General features: G+C 61.3%; 15 protein-coding genes, 1 tRNA gene and 2 rRNA genes. 10 read left to right on the top strand and 8 right to left on the bottom strand.

Features of this window, described 5'->3' with window-relative positions; genetic code table 11:
- The first annotated feature begins 58 nt into the window (after positions 1–58).
- The 4 genes from ACXAED_RS05935 to tnpB all read left to right on the top strand — a co-directional run bounded on the left by ACXAED_RS05935 (position 59) and on the right by tnpB (position 3,776).
- Positions 59–2,886: ribosomal RNA gene (locus tag ACXAED_RS05935) — 23S ribosomal RNA — on the top strand.
- 199 nt (positions 2,887–3,085) lie between these two features.
- Positions 3,086–3,200: ribosomal RNA gene (rrf, locus tag ACXAED_RS05930) — 5S ribosomal RNA — on the top strand.
- A gap of 44 nt (positions 3,201–3,244) precedes the next feature.
- A tRNA-Met gene (locus tag ACXAED_RS05925) sits at positions 3,245–3,321 on the top strand.
- Positions 3,322–3,521: 200 nt separating this feature from the next.
- A complete protein-coding gene (gene tnpB / locus ACXAED_RS05920; protein ID WP_475053027.1) occupies positions 3,522–3,776 on the top strand; it encodes an IS66 family insertion sequence element accessory protein TnpB in 255 nt (84 codons plus the stop codon).
- A gap of 133 nt (positions 3,777–3,909) precedes the next feature.
- On the opposite strand, the gene ACXAED_RS05915 is transcribed toward tnpB, so the two are convergent.
- The 3 genes from ACXAED_RS05915 to ACXAED_RS05905 form a co-directional block, all read right to left on the bottom strand.
- A complete protein-coding gene (locus ACXAED_RS05915) occupies positions 3,910–5,460 on the bottom strand; it encodes a TRAP transporter large permease (RefSeq protein ID WP_475047684.1) in 1,551 nt (516 codons plus the stop codon).
- A complete protein-coding gene (locus ACXAED_RS05910) occupies positions 5,457–5,954 on the bottom strand; it encodes a TRAP transporter small permease subunit (protein ID WP_475047682.1) in 498 nt (165 codons plus the stop codon). Before ACXAED_RS05910 ends, ACXAED_RS05915 begins: the two co-directional genes overlap by 4 nt.
- Before the next feature lie 66 nt (positions 5,955–6,020).
- Positions 6,021–7,106: a TRAP transporter substrate-binding protein gene (locus ACXAED_RS05905; RefSeq protein WP_475047680.1), complete on the bottom strand. Its 1,086-nt coding sequence runs from the start codon at positions 7,104–7,106 to the stop codon at positions 6,021–6,023.
- A 204-nt stretch (positions 7,107–7,310) separates the two neighbouring features.
- Here ACXAED_RS05905 and ACXAED_RS05900 point away from each other — a divergent pair, with 204 nt between their 5' ends.
- From ACXAED_RS05900 to ACXAED_RS05890, 3 genes are all read left to right on the top strand, one after another.
- Positions 7,311–8,012, top strand: a complete 702-nt coding sequence (locus ACXAED_RS05900) for a GntR family transcriptional regulator (protein WP_475047677.1) — start codon at positions 7,311–7,313, stop codon at positions 8,010–8,012.
- Between the two features lie 348 nt (positions 8,013–8,360).
- Entirely contained in the window at positions 8,361–9,380 is a 1,020-nt protein-coding gene (locus ACXAED_RS05895) for an AI-2E family transporter (protein WP_475047675.1), read from the top strand.
- 306 nt (positions 9,381–9,686) lie between these two features.
- Positions 9,687–10,364, top strand: a complete 678-nt coding sequence (locus ACXAED_RS05890; RefSeq protein WP_475047673.1) for a PRC-barrel domain-containing protein — start codon at positions 9,687–9,689, stop codon at positions 10,362–10,364.
- 186 nt (positions 10,365–10,550) lie between these two features.
- Here the strand turns inward: ACXAED_RS05890 and ACXAED_RS05885 are convergent, their stop codons facing one another.
- Positions 10,551–11,138 (bottom strand): exopolysaccharide biosynthesis protein, encoded by a 588-nt coding sequence (locus ACXAED_RS05885; RefSeq protein WP_475047671.1) that lies wholly within the window; start codon positions 11,136–11,138, stop codon positions 10,551–10,553.
- Positions 11,139–11,346: 208 nt separating this feature from the next.
- Between ACXAED_RS05885 and ACXAED_RS05880 the strand changes: the two genes are divergently transcribed.
- Positions 11,347–11,835, top strand: coding sequence for a hypothetical protein (locus ACXAED_RS05880; RefSeq protein ID WP_475047668.1), 489 nt, complete (start codon positions 11,347–11,349; stop codon positions 11,833–11,835).
- Positions 11,836–11,845: 10 nt separating this feature from the next.
- The gene (locus tag ACXAED_RS05875) at positions 11,846–11,971 is read left to right on the top strand and encodes an entericidin A/B family lipoprotein (RefSeq protein ID WP_475047665.1); all 126 of its coding nucleotides are present in this window, start codon (positions 11,846–11,848) and stop codon (positions 11,969–11,971) included.
- 239 nt (positions 11,972–12,210) lie between these two features.
- On the opposite strand, the gene ACXAED_RS05870 is transcribed toward ACXAED_RS05875, so the two are convergent.
- The 4 genes from ACXAED_RS05870 to ACXAED_RS05855 are packed head-to-tail and all read right to left on the bottom strand — an operon-like array spanning position 12,211 to position 16,201.
- Positions 12,211–13,695: a phospholipase D family protein gene (locus ACXAED_RS05870; protein ID WP_475047663.1), complete on the bottom strand. Its 1,485-nt coding sequence runs from the start codon at positions 13,693–13,695 to the stop codon at positions 12,211–12,213.
- Positions 13,673–15,436 carry a sensor histidine kinase gene (locus ACXAED_RS05865; protein ID WP_475053025.1) on the bottom strand — a complete coding sequence of 588 codons (1,764 nt, stop codon included), beginning with the start codon at positions 15,434–15,436 and terminating at the stop codon, positions 13,673–13,675. Before ACXAED_RS05865 ends, ACXAED_RS05870 begins: the two co-directional genes overlap by 23 nt.
- Positions 15,437–15,441: 5 nt before the next feature.
- The gene (locus ACXAED_RS05860; RefSeq protein WP_475047661.1) at positions 15,442–15,999 is read right to left on the bottom strand and encodes an RNA polymerase sigma factor; all 558 of its coding nucleotides are present in this window, start codon (positions 15,997–15,999) and stop codon (positions 15,442–15,444) included.
- On the bottom strand, positions 15,992–16,201 hold the full coding sequence (locus ACXAED_RS05855; RefSeq protein ID WP_475047658.1) for a NepR family anti-sigma factor: 210 nt from the start codon (positions 16,199–16,201) through the stop codon (positions 15,992–15,994). Before ACXAED_RS05855 ends, ACXAED_RS05860 begins: the two co-directional genes overlap by 8 nt.
- Before the next feature lie 82 nt (positions 16,202–16,283).
- On the opposite strand from ACXAED_RS05855, the gene ACXAED_RS05850 reads away from it, so the two are divergent.
- Positions 16,284–17,099 (top strand): response regulator, encoded by an 816-nt coding sequence (locus ACXAED_RS05850; RefSeq protein ID WP_475047656.1) that lies wholly within the window; start codon positions 16,284–16,286, stop codon positions 17,097–17,099.
- Positions 17,100–17,218 lie beyond the last annotated feature (119 nt).

Below are 17,218 nucleotides of genomic sequence, written 5' to 3'. Positions count from 1 at the left end.
GATGCGGTTTCTTACCAGCTTCCGCATCGTGGCAGATACACTGTCTTTTTCTGGATCAAATCAAGCGCGAGAAGGGCGTTTGGCGGATGCCTTGGCAGTAAGAGGCGATGAAAGACGTGATACCCTGCGATAAGCTTGGGGGAGCCGGGAATAGGCTTTGATCCCAAGATCTCTGAATGGGGGAACCCACCTGACAGATCGTTATTGTTACCTTCGGTAATCAATAATGGTTTGAACCAGGTACTTAAGGACTGAATACATAGGTCTTTAAGAGCAAACCCGGGGAACTGAAACATCTAAGTACCCGGAGGAAAGGACATCAATAGAGACTCCGTTAGTAGCGGCGAGCGAACGCGGACCAGCCGAGCCTGATAAGTGACCAGAATGCGTTGGGAAACGCAGCCAGAGCGGGTGACAGCCCCGTATGGGAAGCTTTGAGGGACGTATTAAGTAGGGCGGGACACGTGAAATCCTGTTCGAAGACCGGAGGACCACCTCCGAAGGCTAAGTACTCCTTACTGACCGATAGCGAACCAGTACCGTGAGGGAAAGGTGAAAAGCACCCCGGCGAGGGGAGTGAAACAGTACCTGAAACCGAACGCCTACAATCAGTTGGAGGCCCCTTGAGGGCTGACAGCGTACCTTTTGTATAATGGGTCATCGACTTGGTCTCACGAGCAAGCTTAAGCCGTTAGGCGGAGGCGCAGCGAAAGCGAGTCTTAATAGGGCGCATGAGTTCGTGGGATCAGACCCGAAACCGAGTGATCTAGGCATGGCCAGGTTGAAGGTGCGGTAACACGCACTGGAGGACCGAACCCACATCCGTTGAAAAGGATCGGGATGAGCTGTGCCTAGGGGTGAAAGGCCAATCAAACTCGGAGATAGCTGGTTCTCTGCGAAATCTATTTAGGTAGAGCGTCATCCGAATACCCCGGGGGGTAGAGCACTGGATGGGTAATGGGGCCCCACAGGCTTACTGATCCTAACCAAACTCCGAATACCCGGGAGTACTGGATGGCAGACACACGGCGGATGCTAACGTCCGTCGTGGAGAGGGAAACAACCCTGACCTCCGGCTAAGGCCCCCAATTCATGGCTAAGTGGGAAAGCAGGTGAGACGTCCAAAACAACCAGGAGGTTGGCTTAGAAGCAGCCATCCTTTAAAGATAGCGTAACAGCTCACTGGTCTAATCAAGATGTCTTGCGGCGAAGATGTAACGGGGCTCAAGCCATGAGCCGAAGCCGAGGATGCACATAGTGCATGGTAGCAGAGCGTAGTGTGACATAGTCTCATTCCTCCTTAGTATCTTCGGATACATTGGAGGAGAGAGGCTTTCGATGAAGCCGGGGCGTGAGCCATCCGGTGGAGAGATCACTAGCGAGAATGATGACATGAGTAGCGACAAAGAGTGTGAGAGACACTCTCGCCGAAAGTCCAAGGGTTCCTGCTTAAAGCTAATCTGAGCAGGGTAAGCCGGCCCCTAAGCCGAGGCCGAAAGGCGTAGGCGATGGGAATCAGGTTAATATTCCTGAGCCAGGAGGATGTGACGGATCATGAAGGTTGTTCGCCCTTATCGGATTGGGCGGGCCGCTGATTGGTCCCTGGAAATAGCCCTCCATCAGACCGTACCCTAAACCGACACAGGTGGACTGGTAGAGCATACCAAGGCGCTTGAGAGAACGATGTTGAAGGAACTCGGCAAAATACCTCCGTAAGTTCGCGAGAAGGAGGCCCGGGTTCAAGGCAACTTGGATCCGGGGGCACAAACCAGGGGGTGGCGACTGTTTATTAAAAACACAGGGCTCTGCGAAGCCGCAAGGCGACGTATAGGGTCTGACGCCTGCCCGGTGCCTGAAGGTTAAAAGGAGGGGTGAGAGCTCCGAATTGAAGCCCAGGTAAACGGCGGCCGTAACTATAACGGTCCTAAGGTAGCGAAATTCCTTGTCGGGTAAGTTCCGACCTGCACGAATGGCGTAACGACTTCCCCGCTGTCTCCAACATCGACTCAGCGAAATTGAATTGCCTGTCAAGATGCAGGCTTCCCGCGGTTAGACGGAAAGACCCCGTGCACCTTTACTACAGCTTCGCACTGGCATCAGGATTGTGATGTGCAGGATAGGTGGTAGGCATCGAAGCAGGAACGCAAGTTCCTGTGGAGCCTCCCTTGAGATACCACCCTTCGCACTCTTGATGTCTAACCGCGGTCCGTTATCCGGATCCGGGACCCTGCGTGGCGGGTAGTTTGACTGGGGCGGTCGCCTCCTAAAGAGTAACGGAGGCGCGCGAAGGTTGGCTCAGAGCGGTCGGAAATCGCTCGTTGAGTGCAATGGCAGAAGCCAGCCTGACTGCAAGACTGACAAGTCGAGCAGAGACGAAAGTCGGCCATAGTGATCCGGTGGTCCCGCGTGGAAGGGCCATCGCTCAACGGATAAAAGGTACGCCGGGGATAACAGGCTGATACTGCCCAAGAGTCCATATCGACGGCAGTGTTTGGCACCTCGATGTCGGCTCATCTCATCCTGGGGCTGGAGCAGGTCCCAAGGGTACGGCTGTTCGCCGTTTAAAGAGGTACGTGAGCTGGGTTTAGAACGTCGTGAGACAGTTCGGTCCCTATCTGCCGTGGGTGCAGGATACTTGAGAGGAGTTGCCCCTAGTACGAGAGGACCGGGGTGAACGATCCACTGGTGGACCAGTTGTAATGCCAATTGCAGTGCTGGGTAGCTATGATCGGACAGGATAACCGCTGAAGGCATCTAAGCGGGAAGCCCCCCTCAAAACAAGGTATCCCTGAGGGCCGTGGAAGACCACCACGCCGATAGGCCGGAGGTGTAAGCGCAGCAATGCGTTCAGCTGACCGGTACTAATCGCCCGACAGGCTTGATTTGATCCAGTAACAGACAGTGTTACAAAACCAAACAAGCAAACCATCCCTTTGACTGGACATGTTGATTGTACGCCGGACGCATTTGGAAATGTCATCGTGACATAACTCAGCTGCGGTCTCTCGCGCATTTGCTTCGCAAACACGCTGCCGACCGCCAACCGAGAAAAGCCAACCGCCTCCGGCGCTTGGATTTTCCTCGGTTTGGTGGCCACAGCACAAGTGAAACACCCGGTCCCATCCCGAACCCGGAAGTTAAGCACTGTCGCGCCGATGGTACTTGGGCTCAAGCCCTGGGAGAGTAGGTCACCGCCAAACCTAGTAAAATCCAATATACTCTCTAAACGATCAATAACACCTGTCGCGGGATGGAGCAGCCAGGTAGCTCGTCAGGCTCATAACCTGAAGGTCGCAGGTTCAAATCCTGCTCCCGCAACCAACACTAATTCACAAGACATATCAACGGCTTCAGGCAACACGCCCGAAGCCTTCTTCGTGTCCGGGCCTTCCGCACCCGCCGCAAGCCGCAGCAGCCCCGCCAGATCCCCCTCCAGGGTCAGGTCCAGGCCAGTGCCCTCCGCCGCAGGCGTCAGCACAATCCGCCCCACCAGAGACCGCAGCGCCTCCTTCGCCTCTTCCATGCCTTCGGTGGAGCCAAGGGTCCTGATCAGCCGTGATATCCGTTCGCGGTACGGTTCTGGTGACTTGCGCATTTACGCAGCCACGTGCCCGACGGTTTTCCGCAAGGGCATAGATGGCCTGGCGCTGCTGGTTCAGGAGACGATGGGGCCCGACCCGTTCAGCGGCGCTGCTTTCGTGTTCCGCGCAAAGCGGGCCGACCGCATCAAGTTCCTGGTTTGGGACGAGAAGCGCTTACTCTGGAAACAAATGTAGCCAAGTCCAAGTGTGGCGGACAGGCAACTGGCGAAGAGCGCAGGCTTAGCGGCTCGCGGCCTTCAAGAAGCGCCAATAAAAGGGGCTAATGTGCGCCCTTGCACCGCAAAACATGCTGCCAGGGCGCGCCGCGTCAGAAAATCGCCGCAGGCAGCCAGGTCGCCAGCCCGGGGAGCAGCCAGACCAGCAAAACCCCAAGCGCCTGCAAGCCGATGAACGGCACAACTCCCTGATATATGTGGCGGGTGGTGACCTCCTCCGGTGCCGCGCCGCGCAGGTAGAACAGCGAAAAGCCGAACGGCGGGGTCAGAAAACTGGTCTGCAGATTGATCGCGATCAGGATGCCGAGCCAGACCGGATCATGCCCCATCAGGATCAGCGTCGGCGTGACCAGCGGCAGCACGATCACCGAGATCTCGACGAAATCGAGGAAGAAGCCCAGCACAAAGATGAACAGCATGCAGAACAGCAGCGCCCCGGATGGGCCGCCCGGCATGTTGCCCAGGATATGGGCTACCCGCTCCTCGCCGCCCAGCCCGATGAATACCAGCGAGAACATGCCCGCCGCCAGGATGGTGGCAAAGATCATCGCGGTCATCGTCGCGGTTGAGGTCACGGCCTCATGCAGGATGCGCTTCTTCAGCCCGCTGCGCAGGGCGGCAATCACGGCGATGGCGCCCACAGCCGTCAGCAGCGCGTAAAACAGCCCTGCCGCCAAGTCGCCGCTGCTGAGGTCGCTGCGCTGCAGGCGAATGGGGTGCACGCCAGACAGGATACCCAGCAGGATCAGCGCGGCAGCGCCCAGCAGGATCAGCCGGACCGGACCGCCCGCCCGCAGGCCCGCCATCAGCAGCGCGCCGATGGCACCGACCGATGCCGCCTCCGTCGGGGTGGCGACGCCGCCAAGGATGGCGCCCAGCACGGCAAAGATCAGCAGGATCGGCGGCACCACAGCGCGCACGACCTCGCCGCGGCTGGGACGGGCCAGATCAGCCGGGGCAGAGGGCATGTCCTGCGGGCGCAAGAAGCCCCGGACCAGGACATAAAGAAGGTACAGCACAACCAGCACCAGCCCCGGCACCAGCGCCGCCGCAAAGAACTGGCCCACCGACAAGGCCTCGACCGAAAACTTGCCCTGCTCGTACTGGGCCTGCTGGTAGGCGTTCGACATCACGTCGGCGAGGATGATCAGAAGCGTTGAGGGCGGGATGATCTGCCCCAGCGTGCCGGCCGTGCAGACGATGCCGGAGGCGACCCGCGGATCATAACCCGCGCGTAGCATGGCAGGCAGGGCGATCATGCCCATCGCCACCACCGTGGCGCCGACAATGCCGGTCGAGGCCGCCAAGAGCGCCCCCACCAGCACCACCGAGATGCCCAAGCCGCCCTTCAGCTGCCCGAACAGCCGCCCCATGGTGTCCAGCAGCTCTTCGGCGATGCGGCTCTTTTCCAGGATCGCGCCCATCAGCACAAACAGCGGGATGGCGATTAGCACCTGGTTGCTCAGCAGCCCGAACGCGCGCTGGCCAAGCGCCCCCAGCAGCGAGATGTCCATCACCCCCAGCATCCAGCCGAGATAGGCAAACAGGACTGCAACACCCGCGATCGAGAAGGCTACCGGAAAACCCATAAGGATCGCTGCCATCAGGGCCGCGAACATGACCAGGTCGAGATATTCCGTCATTGGGGGGATCTTTCCGAAAACAGCCGGATCAGCAGGGCGATGGATTGCAGCATGACCAGCACGCAGAAGGCGGGGATCAGCGATTTCAGCAGGAACACGGCCTCCAAGCCGCCGACGGCAATCGGGCCTTCGAGGATGGCCCAGGAATTGCGGACCGAGGGCCAGGACCAGTAGAGCAGCGCCGCCATTGACGGTAGCAGCAGTACCAAGTGGCCGAAAATGTCGATGCGGCGCCGGGCGTGGGGGCTGAGGCCCGCATAGAACACATCGACACGCACATGCTTATCGACCAGCAGCGTGTAACCGGCAGCCAGCATGAACAGGGTAGCGTGCATGTACAGGACGCTTTCCTGCGCGGCGATGGAGTTCACCCCGAACACATAGCGTCCGACCACGATGGCAAATTGCGCCAGCACCATCAGCAGTGCCAGCCAGCGTATCACCATCGCCAGACCCCGGTTGATGCCGTCCAGCGCATCCGCAACCCGTAGCATCCTGCGTCTCTCCCCATCAAAAAGCCGGCGCCCGGTCTCCCAGGGCGCCGGCGGCCGTTGTACAGATCAGTAGCCCATCACCGACGCGCGGGCGTTCATCTGGCCGTTGTCGGCATACGTCATGTAGCCGCCGACACTGTCGCGGTAGGTGAGGAAGCTTTCGGTGATCCGGCGCACCAGTTCGTCCTCGTCCTCCTGCAGCTCGGCAATCACTTCTTTGGCGGCAGCGCCCATCGCGGCAATCACGTCCTCGGGGAACATCTTTACCTGCACGCCATCCTCATCCACCATCTTCTTCAGCGCCTGAGCGTGTTTAGTGGTGTATTCGGTCCAGACCGGATTGTAGAGGCTCTCGCAGGCCAGCGACACAACCTGCTTGAGGTCATCGGGCAGCTCGGCAAAGACATTGGCGTTGACGCCGCATTCCTCGGCCGAGGAGGGCTCGCCCACACCGGGCCAGTAGTAGTTCTTGGCCACCTGGAAATACCCCAGCGCGCTGTCGGTCCAGGGGCCGATGAATTCGCCGGCATCCAGCGCGCCGGTCTGCAGGCCTTGGAACATTGCCGGGCCGCTGGTGGCCTCTGCCGCCATCCCCAGTTTCGAGGCCATCTCGGAAGCCAGGCCGGTGGTGCGGAACTTCAGACCCTTCAGATCCTCGGCCGAGTTGATCTCGGTCTTGAACCAGCCGCCCCACTGCGGGCCGGAGTTGCCGCACAGGAACGGCTTGATGCCGAAACGGCCGTACATCTCGTCATAGAGCGCCTGGCCGCCGCCGTGGTACAGCCAGCCGAACTGTTCATCCGCGCGCAGGCCAAAGGGCTGCGAGCCAAACAACAGGATGCCCTTGGACTTGGAGCCCCAGTAAGCCGGCACTGCATGGTACAGCTCCGCGGTGCCTTCGGACACGGCATCGAACACGCCGCGTCCCGGAACCAGCTCACCGGCAGCAAAAAGCTTCACCTCGATCCGGCCGCCCGACAGCGTGGTGATCCGGTCGGCCAGCATCTGCGCCGCCACGCCGGGTCCGGGCAGGTTCTTCGGCCAGGCGGTGACCATCTTCCATTGCATCTTACCCTGGGCAATGGCCGGGCTGGCCAGCGCGGTGGCCGCTGCGCCCATAGCGCCGGCCTTCAGAAAACTCCGTCTTTGCATGTCTCCATTCCTCCGTCTGTCGGTGGATCTGCGGTGGCCGCGGGCCGGTGGCGCAGACTCCTTATTGTTTTGTAAGTGCTTTACATTAATATGTAGCTACATATTCTTGTCAATCACGGTTGCGCGGTTCGCGTTCGCCTTTCGGCGCAAGATGAAATATGGAGCAGCAGCGCACATTGTCCCGCGCGGCCTGGGAGATGAATTTTGACGGACAAGCGGCGTCATTCCTGGACGCAGATCCGGGACAGCATCCGGCAGATGATCCTGGATTCGACCTACGGGCCCGGTGACAAGCTGCCGCGAGATGAAGAGTTCGCGGCCCAATTCGGCTGTGCCCGCTCTACCGTGCACCGCGCCATGCGGGACCTGGCCGAAAGCGGAGTGGTGGAACGCCGGCGCAAGGGCGGCACGATGGTGCGGCGCGATCCCGTGACCCGCGCAACGCTGAATATCCCGATCACCCGGTTGGAGGTCGAACAGAAGGGCAGCGTCTACCAGTACCAGCTGATCCGCCAGTCCGTGCAGCCGTCAACTGCGGCCATCATGGCCAATTTCGGTCTGCCCGAGGCCCGTCCAATGCTGCGCGTCGAGGCGCTGCACCTCTCCGACAGCCGTCCCTACATCTTCGAGGACCGCTGGATCTGCCTGGAAACCGTGCCGGAGATCCAAGCCGTGGACCTGACCCGCGAAAGTGCAAATGAATGGCTGGTCCGCAACCGTCCCTACTCGCGGTGCGATTTGCGCCTCTATGCACGGCCCGGAACCGAAAGCGACTGCGAGGTGCTTCAGAGCAAGATCGGCGATGCATTGTTCGTGATGGAGCGCACCACGTGGATCGGAGAAGATCCGATCACCAGTTTGCGCGCGGTGGCGCACCCGGGCTACCAGCTGTTCACTCAGGGCTGACTGCACGGGGCGCCAGGGAACCGAACCGGGACTGCAGGCGTTTGTCCCAGAGCGGGCGGGCACCTGAAACAGACGGGCTTGGAACCAATGCCGGACACATAGATAAGGAAGACGAAGGTTGCACAGCCCGTTCAGCGCGTGCCCGCCAGCCTTTTCGCATTATTAGTCCGCAGATGCCCGCACCAGCGTGACCCGGAGCGCCGTGAATTGCGCGTCAGCTTGCGCGAATAAGGCCAAAAGGCCAATGTCATCAGGGAGGTCTTCCATGCCAAATGATCACACCGCAGCCGCGCCGCAGCCGCTTGAGGCTTGGAAACGCAAGCAGTGCCGCGGCACGGGACGCTAGACATGTGGGAGACAGTGATCGCCAAACGCTCGGTCCGGGTGATGCTGCTGATTATCACCCTGATACTTCTGGGCGCTGCGTTGTATTTCGCCAAGCCGGTTCTGGCGCCAGGCGTCTTCGCCATGGTGGTCGGGGTCGTGGTCGCGCCGCTGGCAGACCGGCTGGAACGGATCGGGGTCAGCCGGGTTGCGGTGGCCAGCAGCCTCCTGATCCTGTCCATCGCGCTGCTGGCATTGCTGATCCTGTCGCTGGACCCGCTGCTGACATCGCTGGCCAGCCAGATCCCCAAGATCAAGTATGAAATCCGCGGCTGGCTCGACATGGTGTCCGGGCTGCTGCGCGGTATCGAAAGCATCAGCACCGAGATCGAGGAGACAATCGGCGCAGCGGACGCGGAGACCGAGGAAGAGGGCGGCGGCCTGCCGACACTGACGGACGCGCTCTGGCTGGCGCCGAACTTTGGCGCGCAGATGTTCATTTTTGCCGGCACGCTGTTCTTCTTCGTGCTGACCCGGAATGAGCTTTATAAAAAAGCGGGCAGTTTTACGGCGCGGTTCTTCCGGGCAGAGCGTGCAGTGGCGCGCTACTTTGCGGCGGTTACGATCGTCAATGGCGGGCTGGGCCTGCTCACGGCGGCGGGGCTTGCGGTAATCGGCCTGCCGGGCGCCTGGATCTGGGGTCTGGCGGCGGCCATCCTGAATTTCATTCTGTACCTTGGTCCGCTGATCATGATGGCCGGGCTCGCAGTGGCAGGCCTGACGCAAATCGGCGGCGCAGGCGCCGTGCTGCCGCCTCTTTTGTATCTCGCGATCAACTTGACTGAGGCGCAGTTCATCACCCCGGCTTTTGTCGGCCGCCAGCTGGACCTCAATCCGCTGATTGTCTTCTGGGCCATTGTATTCGGGTTGTGGATCTGGGGGCCGGTCGGTGCCATCGTGGCGCTGCCGGTTCTGCTGTGGTGCGGCCGCATGCTGGCGCCCCCGCCTGGCACGGCGGAGGCGGAAGCTCCGAAGCAGCGGTAGCCGGGCCTGGGCAGGCTCCCTTGGCTGCACCTGCCTTTCTGCTTTCTGATGTGCCGGGCGGCGGACTGCCCGGCACATCCGTTTTTCACCCCCGCAACCATTTGCTTCCAGCGCTTGTGCTGCCGCGGTTTCGGCCGGGGCCTGCCGCTTTGAGGCTGTCGTCAGCAATGATTTGCCAGCAGCGTCCCCGCATAAGGCCATTTTTTAAAAAAATTGCCGGACGCGGGAACCAAGCGGTCCTGCCGGGGGTTATGTGGCTGTAACTCAAGCGCGCAGATGAGTGAAAATGCTAAGGAGATCAAAACGATGAAACGTCTTATGCTTTCGACTTCGCTGATCGTCGCAACCGCCGTGCCCGCCTTTGCAGGCACCGAAACCGAAGCTTCCGGCAGCGCCGAGGCCGAAGTCCAGCTGGAAACCCCGGCCGTTGACGCCTCCGGCGAGACCAGCGTCTCGGGTGAAGCTCAGGCTGACACTGCTCCGCTGGAGCAGGAGGCCGAAGAGCTGGCAAATGAGGCTGAAGCTGAGGCATCCGAGCTGGCGAATGAAGCTGAAGCCGGCGCCGCCGAAGTGGCAAACGAAGCTGAAGCCGGTGCTGAAGCAGTGGCGAATGAAGCTGAAGAGCTGGCGACCGAGACCGAAAATACTGCTGAGCAAATGTCGGACGCCGTCAACCCTGACGCGGACGGCCCGGCCATGGAACCGCTGGCCGACGGTGAGATGACCACCGAGGCTCTGACCGGTGCTTGGACCTATGACTCCAATGATGAGCACATCGGCGAAGTCTCGCAGGTGATCGTGAACACCAGCGGCAGCGTTGAAGCGGTTATCATCGACGTTGGCGGTTTCCTGGGTATCGGCGAGAAGCCGGTTGAACTGACCATGGGTGATCTCGATATCGGCAAGGTAGATGGTGACATCCGCGTGAACACTCATCTGACCCGCGAGGAACTGGAAGCTCTGCCGGAGTATCAGTCTGAATAACACTCCCTTTCTCAAAGGGGCCTCCTGGCCCCTTTGACAGCCGCCCCGTTTGCCCCCCGTCCCTCTGCCGGTTTCCTGCCTCGTACCGGCGTTTCGGGCAAACAGCACTGCCAGGCGGCCCTTCAAGGCCGGGTTCCAAAACGGAACCCGGCCTTTTGGGTTTCTATAGGGGGCGGCTATCTGGTATCAGACCAGCCCGGCGGCCAGCGCTGTCGCAGCAGTGCCCAGTCCGGTCAGGGTCAGCAGTGCAATCAGCCCGTCCCTGGTCAGCATCGCCACCGCCAGCAGGCTGACAGCCGCGCCCAGTACCGAAGAGGAGAAGGGCACGATCTCCAGCAGCGGCATCAGCGCGCCGCAGATCAGGCAGACCAGCCGGATGACAGTCAGAAACGGCTGACGCAGCAGTGCAGGCAGGCGTTTGCCCGAATGCCGGTCCAGCCACTGTGCGGTGCGGCGCATGGCGGCGGTCATTTTGCGCACGGAGCGGCCCTCGATCCTGCGGCGGCCCAGCCATTGCGGCAGCCACAGATGCGACCGGCCCAGCAGCATCTGTCCCGACACCAGGCAGATCAGGATGCCGCATGCGGACGAAAACAGCGGCACTCCGCTAAGCGGCGAAACCACGGCCAACGCCGGAGCCGCCAGAACCGCCGAAAGTGAGCTGTGCCCAAGTTCCTCGGTCAGTTGGGCGACGGTGACCGGTCCGTTGGTCTGGCGGACTATGCGGCTTGTTTCCTTCAGGACCTCGGCAACGGGCTGTTTCGGAGAATTCATTGGTTTCTGCCTCTGGCTGCTCTTGTGCGCAACACAAACGCACGCGCCGGGCGGCGGGTTCCGCGTGCAAATGACCCAGAGCATTAAAAAATCCGTGCGGAACAGGTCCGGGCGAGATTTTCATTTAGAAATCAGGAACCTTTCAGATGGCCTGTGCGTTTCTGTGTTGCATCCCCAAGAGGGACAAATATGGAAAGGAGCACATAAGATGACTCACCTGATCCGCACCACCGCACTTGTTGCCGCCATGGCCACCGCAGCTGCTGCGGGCTCCCAGGTTTCCGAGATCGACGTGACCGCCGACCTGAGCGCGATCGAGAATTATCAGGCCGCCAAGGTCTGGACCAGCCTGGAGACCGACCTGGAAACTGCCCTTGCCAAAAACCTCGTGGGCCAGATCGCGGGTGAAGATGCCGGAGAGGCCGCGGAAATCCATATTGAGATTGACTCCGTTGCCCTGGCCAGCAACTTCCAGCAGGCGCTGGGCGTTGGCGAGTGGATGCTGAAAGGCGATGTGGATATCGACATGCCGGACGCCTCCAAGGACATGCGCTATGACCTCACCGTCTCGGCAGATCAGGTCAACGCTTACTACCCCGAAGGCACCGACCCTGCCTCGGTGAGCGTTGACAGCGAAGTGTTCTACAATGCCATCATCGACGCCTTTGCCAGCAACGTCGCGTCGAAACTGAAGTAAGGAGGCAGATATGCGTATCATGATCGCGCTTCTGGCACTGGCGGGACTGGCCGCCTGCGAAACCGCCGAAGGTTTCGGACGGGACGTGTCGAACCTCGGCGATGAAATCACCGAAGAATCTCAGGAAGCGCAATAAGCCGCTTAGGCGCTTTCTGGGCAACTGAACCAACCCGGCAGCTTTGCAAGCTGCCGGGAATATTTTTTTTGCAAAGCGCGGAACCTTTGCGGGACCGCTGCGTTACTACTGCAATAAAACGGCCCAAAGTCCTCCCCCCTAGTCCGGTTTGATCCGGAAGATTTGGGCCCCCTCCAAGGCACCCGGGAACACGCCGGGTGCCTTTTTTTACCGCCGCAGGCGACCCCGGGGTTGCGGGGTCAGACGATGTCCTCTGTGGCGCCCGGCAGCGGCTGCTGAAGTTCGGCCATATTGCTTGGATCATGCGGCACAAGCAGCCCGCGGCGGGCTTCCGGGCGGCGCACCTGATTGCGGCGGACCTCCTTAAGCCACCAGGCGGCAGCGTGGGCCGGGTCCAGCGCCTCGGCTGGCAAATCCTCCTGCCACCAATGCTGCGCCAGCTCCCGCCACAGCTTTTCGATCCGTGGGCGCTGGCTGATCCGCAAGGCGGCCTCGGTGTCCCAGCGCATCGACCGCCCGTTCAGATTGGCAGATCCGACCATGGCGAAATCCCGGTCGGTGACCAGTACCTTGCTGTGCAGATAGATAATTGGCGACCCCGACAGCACCGCAGGCGTGTCGCGGGCGGCCATGCGCCGCTGGACCGGGCTGGCGATACAGGCGCGGGTACCAAAGGCCTCAGTGACTTCTTGAAGGGCTTCCGCCTGCAATGCCATGCCATAACTCGCGTCCAGATCGCGGTTGCCTTCAAAGGCGACGTCGTCGGGCAGCGCAGGCAGGATCAGGATCAGCGACAATTCAGAATTGCGGCGCGCGGCGTTCGCCAGCCCGCGTGCAATCAGGCTGGACCGCAGGAACTGGGACTCCAGGTAAATCAGGTTTTGCGCCCGGTCAAAGGCGGCCAGGTGGTCCTCTTCTATCTCCTTCAGCATCGTGCGCGGCGACAGGGCCCAAAAGCCGGCACGGCGGGGGGCCGACATCGTGCGGCGAACAAGCTTGCCCGCGGGCGGCTGCTTGCGCAGGGCGATTTCATCCCGGAACCGCTCCAGGTGGCGGGCCGCCTCTTCGGCTTCGGGGCCGCGCAGCATCAGCTGCACGTCCGCCCAGGTTTCATGGGCCGGCAGGTCGTGCTCCAGCGTGTCATAGCGGCGCCGGTTCAGATCCAGCCCGCCGATATACAGAACCTCCCGGTCGATTACCGCAATTTTCTGGTGATGCGACACCGGGTAGAGCTGCGGAAGTCCCGGGCGGCTGGCCGCCGCCGGCCGCAGCCGCGGAGGCAGCTTGCGCAGTTTGCGCAGCACAAAGGGCGAAAAGGCGAGCCGTGGCAGCAAACCCGCGCGCGTCGGATGCAGTGACGCTGCGACTGACAGCAGTGCTGCCTGCTCCGCGGGCAGGCCGGCCATGATCTCCTGTGCCTGCGTCAGCGTCTTTTGCGCCGCGGCATGCAGCGGTGCGGCCATCACCGGGTCGAAATCACTGACCACCAGCTGCACCCGCACGCCGCGCCGCAATGCATCTGCGATCAGGTCCGCCCAAGTTTCGCCGGTCTCACGTGCCTCCGGGCTGAGCAGCAGGGTGGCAAAATCGAACAGGCGGAAACTGGCAATGAGCTCGCGCTTTGCGCCCAGCACCGCGCGCTCAAACGCAGGCCAGGCCTCCTCGGCAGTAATCAACACCTCGAAATCACCGTGGTGCTGTTCAGGTTGCGGCTCCTGCGGCATGTTTCTCCTGATCTTGTGACGCTGCTGCCGGCGGCACGGCCCCGGCTACAGCAGGGAAGTTCAGCTTGTAGGTATGGCTGTTGTCAGTTTCGTAAATGGTGGCCTCGCCCTCAAGCTGGGTGGCAAAGGCCATCATCAGCCGGGCACCGACGCCCGTTCCGTCCGCGGCCTCCTCAGGAGGCATCACGGGCCGCCCCTTGGTGTTGGTTATCTCAAGCTCCAGCCAGTCTTTTGCCGTTTCGCGCAGGCTGACCAGGATTTCCGGTTTTCCGCCGTCAGGCACACCGGCATATTTGAGCGCATTGGTCATCGCCTCCGACACCAGCATCGACAGAGTCACCCCCTGGTCCTGACTCAGCGGCACCTGCGCGAGATCTGTCCTGATCGAAAGTTTCTGGCCCGCGCCGGGGAGCATCGCGCCGATTTCCGAGATCAGCGTATCAATCAGGTCACGGCTGTCGACGGTGGTGACATCGGGATTGGTGTTCAGGCTCCGGTGAATGGTTGCCAGGCCGCGCACCCGCCGCTGCAATTGCGCCAGCATCCGCCGGGCCTCCGGCGTCTGCGCATTGCGGCTTTGCATATTCATGATCGAGGCAACAAGCTGCAGGTTGTTCTTCACCCGGTGGTGAATCTCGCGCAGCAGGACGGTCTTCTCTTCCAGGTCCAGCTCGCGCCGCCGCTCCGCTTCGCTGAGGATGGCCACCATCCGGTTGAAGGATTGCTGGGCTTCGGCGAATTCGCGCGGAGGAGAGATAAGCTCCAAACTGGCATCCTCGCGCTCCCCCAGCGCATAGCGGCGCATCGCCGTGCGCAGCGCGCTCAGGTGACGGATCACCATCCGCTGCAGTCCGAAGATGGCAACGGCAATCCCCGCAAGCCACATTAGTACCGGGAACGCCAGCGTCATCAGCGATGCAGGGTTTGTCGCCGCCGACACGGCGTGTTCCACTGGCCAGCTGCCAACCACAAAGACCTGGCCGGGAAGGATCTCGCTCACTGCAAAAAACCGTTCCTGGCCGGAGCGGGCATCCTCAAAAAACGTGTCGCCGATACGAGCCGCCAGTTCCCGCCGGGGGATTGAGACCGGCAAAGCCAGTGACGCGCGCTGTTCGGGAACGCTTGCGGACAGAATTTCGCCCTGCGAATCCACGGTGACATACTGGATGCCTTTAAAAGACACTTCGTCGCCATTCGGCTCAGCGCTCACCTTATGGGGAATTCCAATCGACACGTATCCCATCAGGATGCCATTGCGCAGCACCGGGCTGGTCGCCAGCAGGTAGCTTCTGTCGGCCCCCAAAAGGTCGCGGCTCAAAGCAAAGGACAGCCGTGGGGATTGCCGGGCCTTCAGATACATCCACCTCTTGGAAACGTCCCGCACCTTCCCGTCGGACGCGCACTCCATCTTACCTTCGGGCGACATGAAGGCGGCAAAGGTAAAGGGGTTCGCGCCTTCGTTAAAGGCTTTAAGCATCCGGATGCAGGCGTCGCGGTCAGCGACCACGGGCAGGATCGAAGCGGCCAGCCCCTCGGTGGCGCCGCCGGCCCGTTGCAGCAGTTCCCGCTCCCTGGACGCAGCCCTCTCGGTGCGGTCCAGCAGCGAGGCGCGGGACAGCCGGGTGGCTTCCTCCACCACAGCGTTGGTTTGGTACAGCGCAATCAGTCCGAGCGGCAGCAGCGCAAGCGTCATCACCGCCGCCAGTCGGACCAAAAGGCTGCCCGCTTGCAGCCGGGGCATTCTGATCACGCGGCGCCCTGCTGGGCAACGATCCCAGCGGTGACGGTATCTGTCAGCTCCATCTGGCTGTCGTCGCCCAGTTCCATCAGTTCGGCCAGCCGCGCCCGTGCGCGGTTCACCCGGCTTTTGATCGTGCCGGTCTTCACACCGCACATCTCCGCGGCTTCCTCGTAAGAGAAGCCGCCCGCACCGACCAGCGTCAGCGCTTCGCGCTGCTCGTCGTTCAGCTGGGCAAAGGCTACTTGGAAATCGCGCATGTGCAGCCGCCCGTCGTGGTCGGGTTTCTGCGCCAGTGTTGCGGACAGCGCCCCGTCGCCGTCTTCCACCTCGCGCTTGCGTTTGCGGCGCAGCGAGTAAAATGTGTTGCGCAGGATAGTGAACAGCCAGGCCCGCATGTTCGACCCATGCTCGAATTTCTCGATATTCGTCCAGGCCTTGACCAGCGTGTCCTGCACCAGATCGTCGGCGGTGGCGCTGTTGCGGGTCAGGCTGATAGCAAAGGCGCGCAGGGCGCCCAAGTGGTTGACCAGGTCGTCTCTCGGGTCCTGTGCGGCTTCAGTCATCGGAGCGCTCCTCCTCGGACCGATCAGGTGAGGGAGGCGTCGCAGCCCCCTTGTCCTTCAGTTGCTTTAACAGATCGGTGAACCGGTCCGGGACCGGCTCATTCGCGATCTCGTCGAAAGCCCGCTTGAGGTTTTCGTCTATGTCGCGGTCGGCCGTTTCATTGCGCGGCCGGGGGGTGTTTAGCTGTGTCATGCCATCCATCGGTTTTTTGCGCGGTTTTCTGGAACCAAACGCACATTAGCGCGTATAGTTCCATGTATATTGCAAAAAAGGACATCACAAAATGACCGCTCAATCGGGAGAACTGATCGCCAGTCAGATTGGTGCAAACTTGCCCTATCTGCGCCGCTACGCCCGCGCGCTGACCGGCAGCCAGAACAGCGGCGATCAATATGCCCTGGCTTCGCTCGAAGCCATCCTGGCCGGCGACGCCGAATATGACAGCGTTTTGTCTCCCAAAGTTGCGCTGTTCCGTGTCTTCCATGCGATCTGGTCCTCCTCCGGCGCCCCGGCGGGAGAGGAGGAAAACGATGCGGGCCTGGCCGCTAAAGCGCAAAAACACCTGCGGCGCCTGACGCCGAATACCCGCGAAGCCTTGCTGCTGCACACCATCGAGGAGTTCAGCGCGGCCGAAACCGGCACCATCATGGGGGTGAGCGAAAGCGAAGCCTCAGAGCTGATTTCTATCGCTTACGAGGAAATGTCGCGGGCGACCGCCGGTAAGATCATGATCATCGAGGACGAAGCGGTCATCGCGATGGACCTTGAGGCGATCGTCACCGGCATGGGCCATACAGTGACCGGTATCGCCCGCACGGAAACAAATGCGATGGACCTTGCTTCAAAGGACTCCGCCGATCTGATCCTGTCGGACATCCAGCTTGCGGACAATTCGAGCGGGATCGACGCGGTGAATGGCATTCTGGCCAAGTACGGTGAACGTCCGGTTATCTTTATCACCGCCTTCCCCGAACGCCTGCTGACAGGCGAGGGACCCGAACCGGCGTTCCTGATCTCAAAACCGTACACCGAAGAGCAGGTGCGCTCCGCGGTGAGCCAAGCGATGTTCTTCTCGTCAACCGAAACCCTTAAAAGCTGACACCGCCCGCCAGGGCTGGGTGGCAGGACCCCGGGCCGCACTTGCGGCCCGGGGCTTTTTTCCCGCGTGACAGCCGCTTTAAAAGTCCCCGCCCCGGGGAGGAAGCGGGGCGGGGACCG

Source organism: Leisingera sp. ABM4_103 (assembly GCF_056158685.1).
This window is presented reverse-complemented; position numbering and strand designations above follow the sequence as displayed.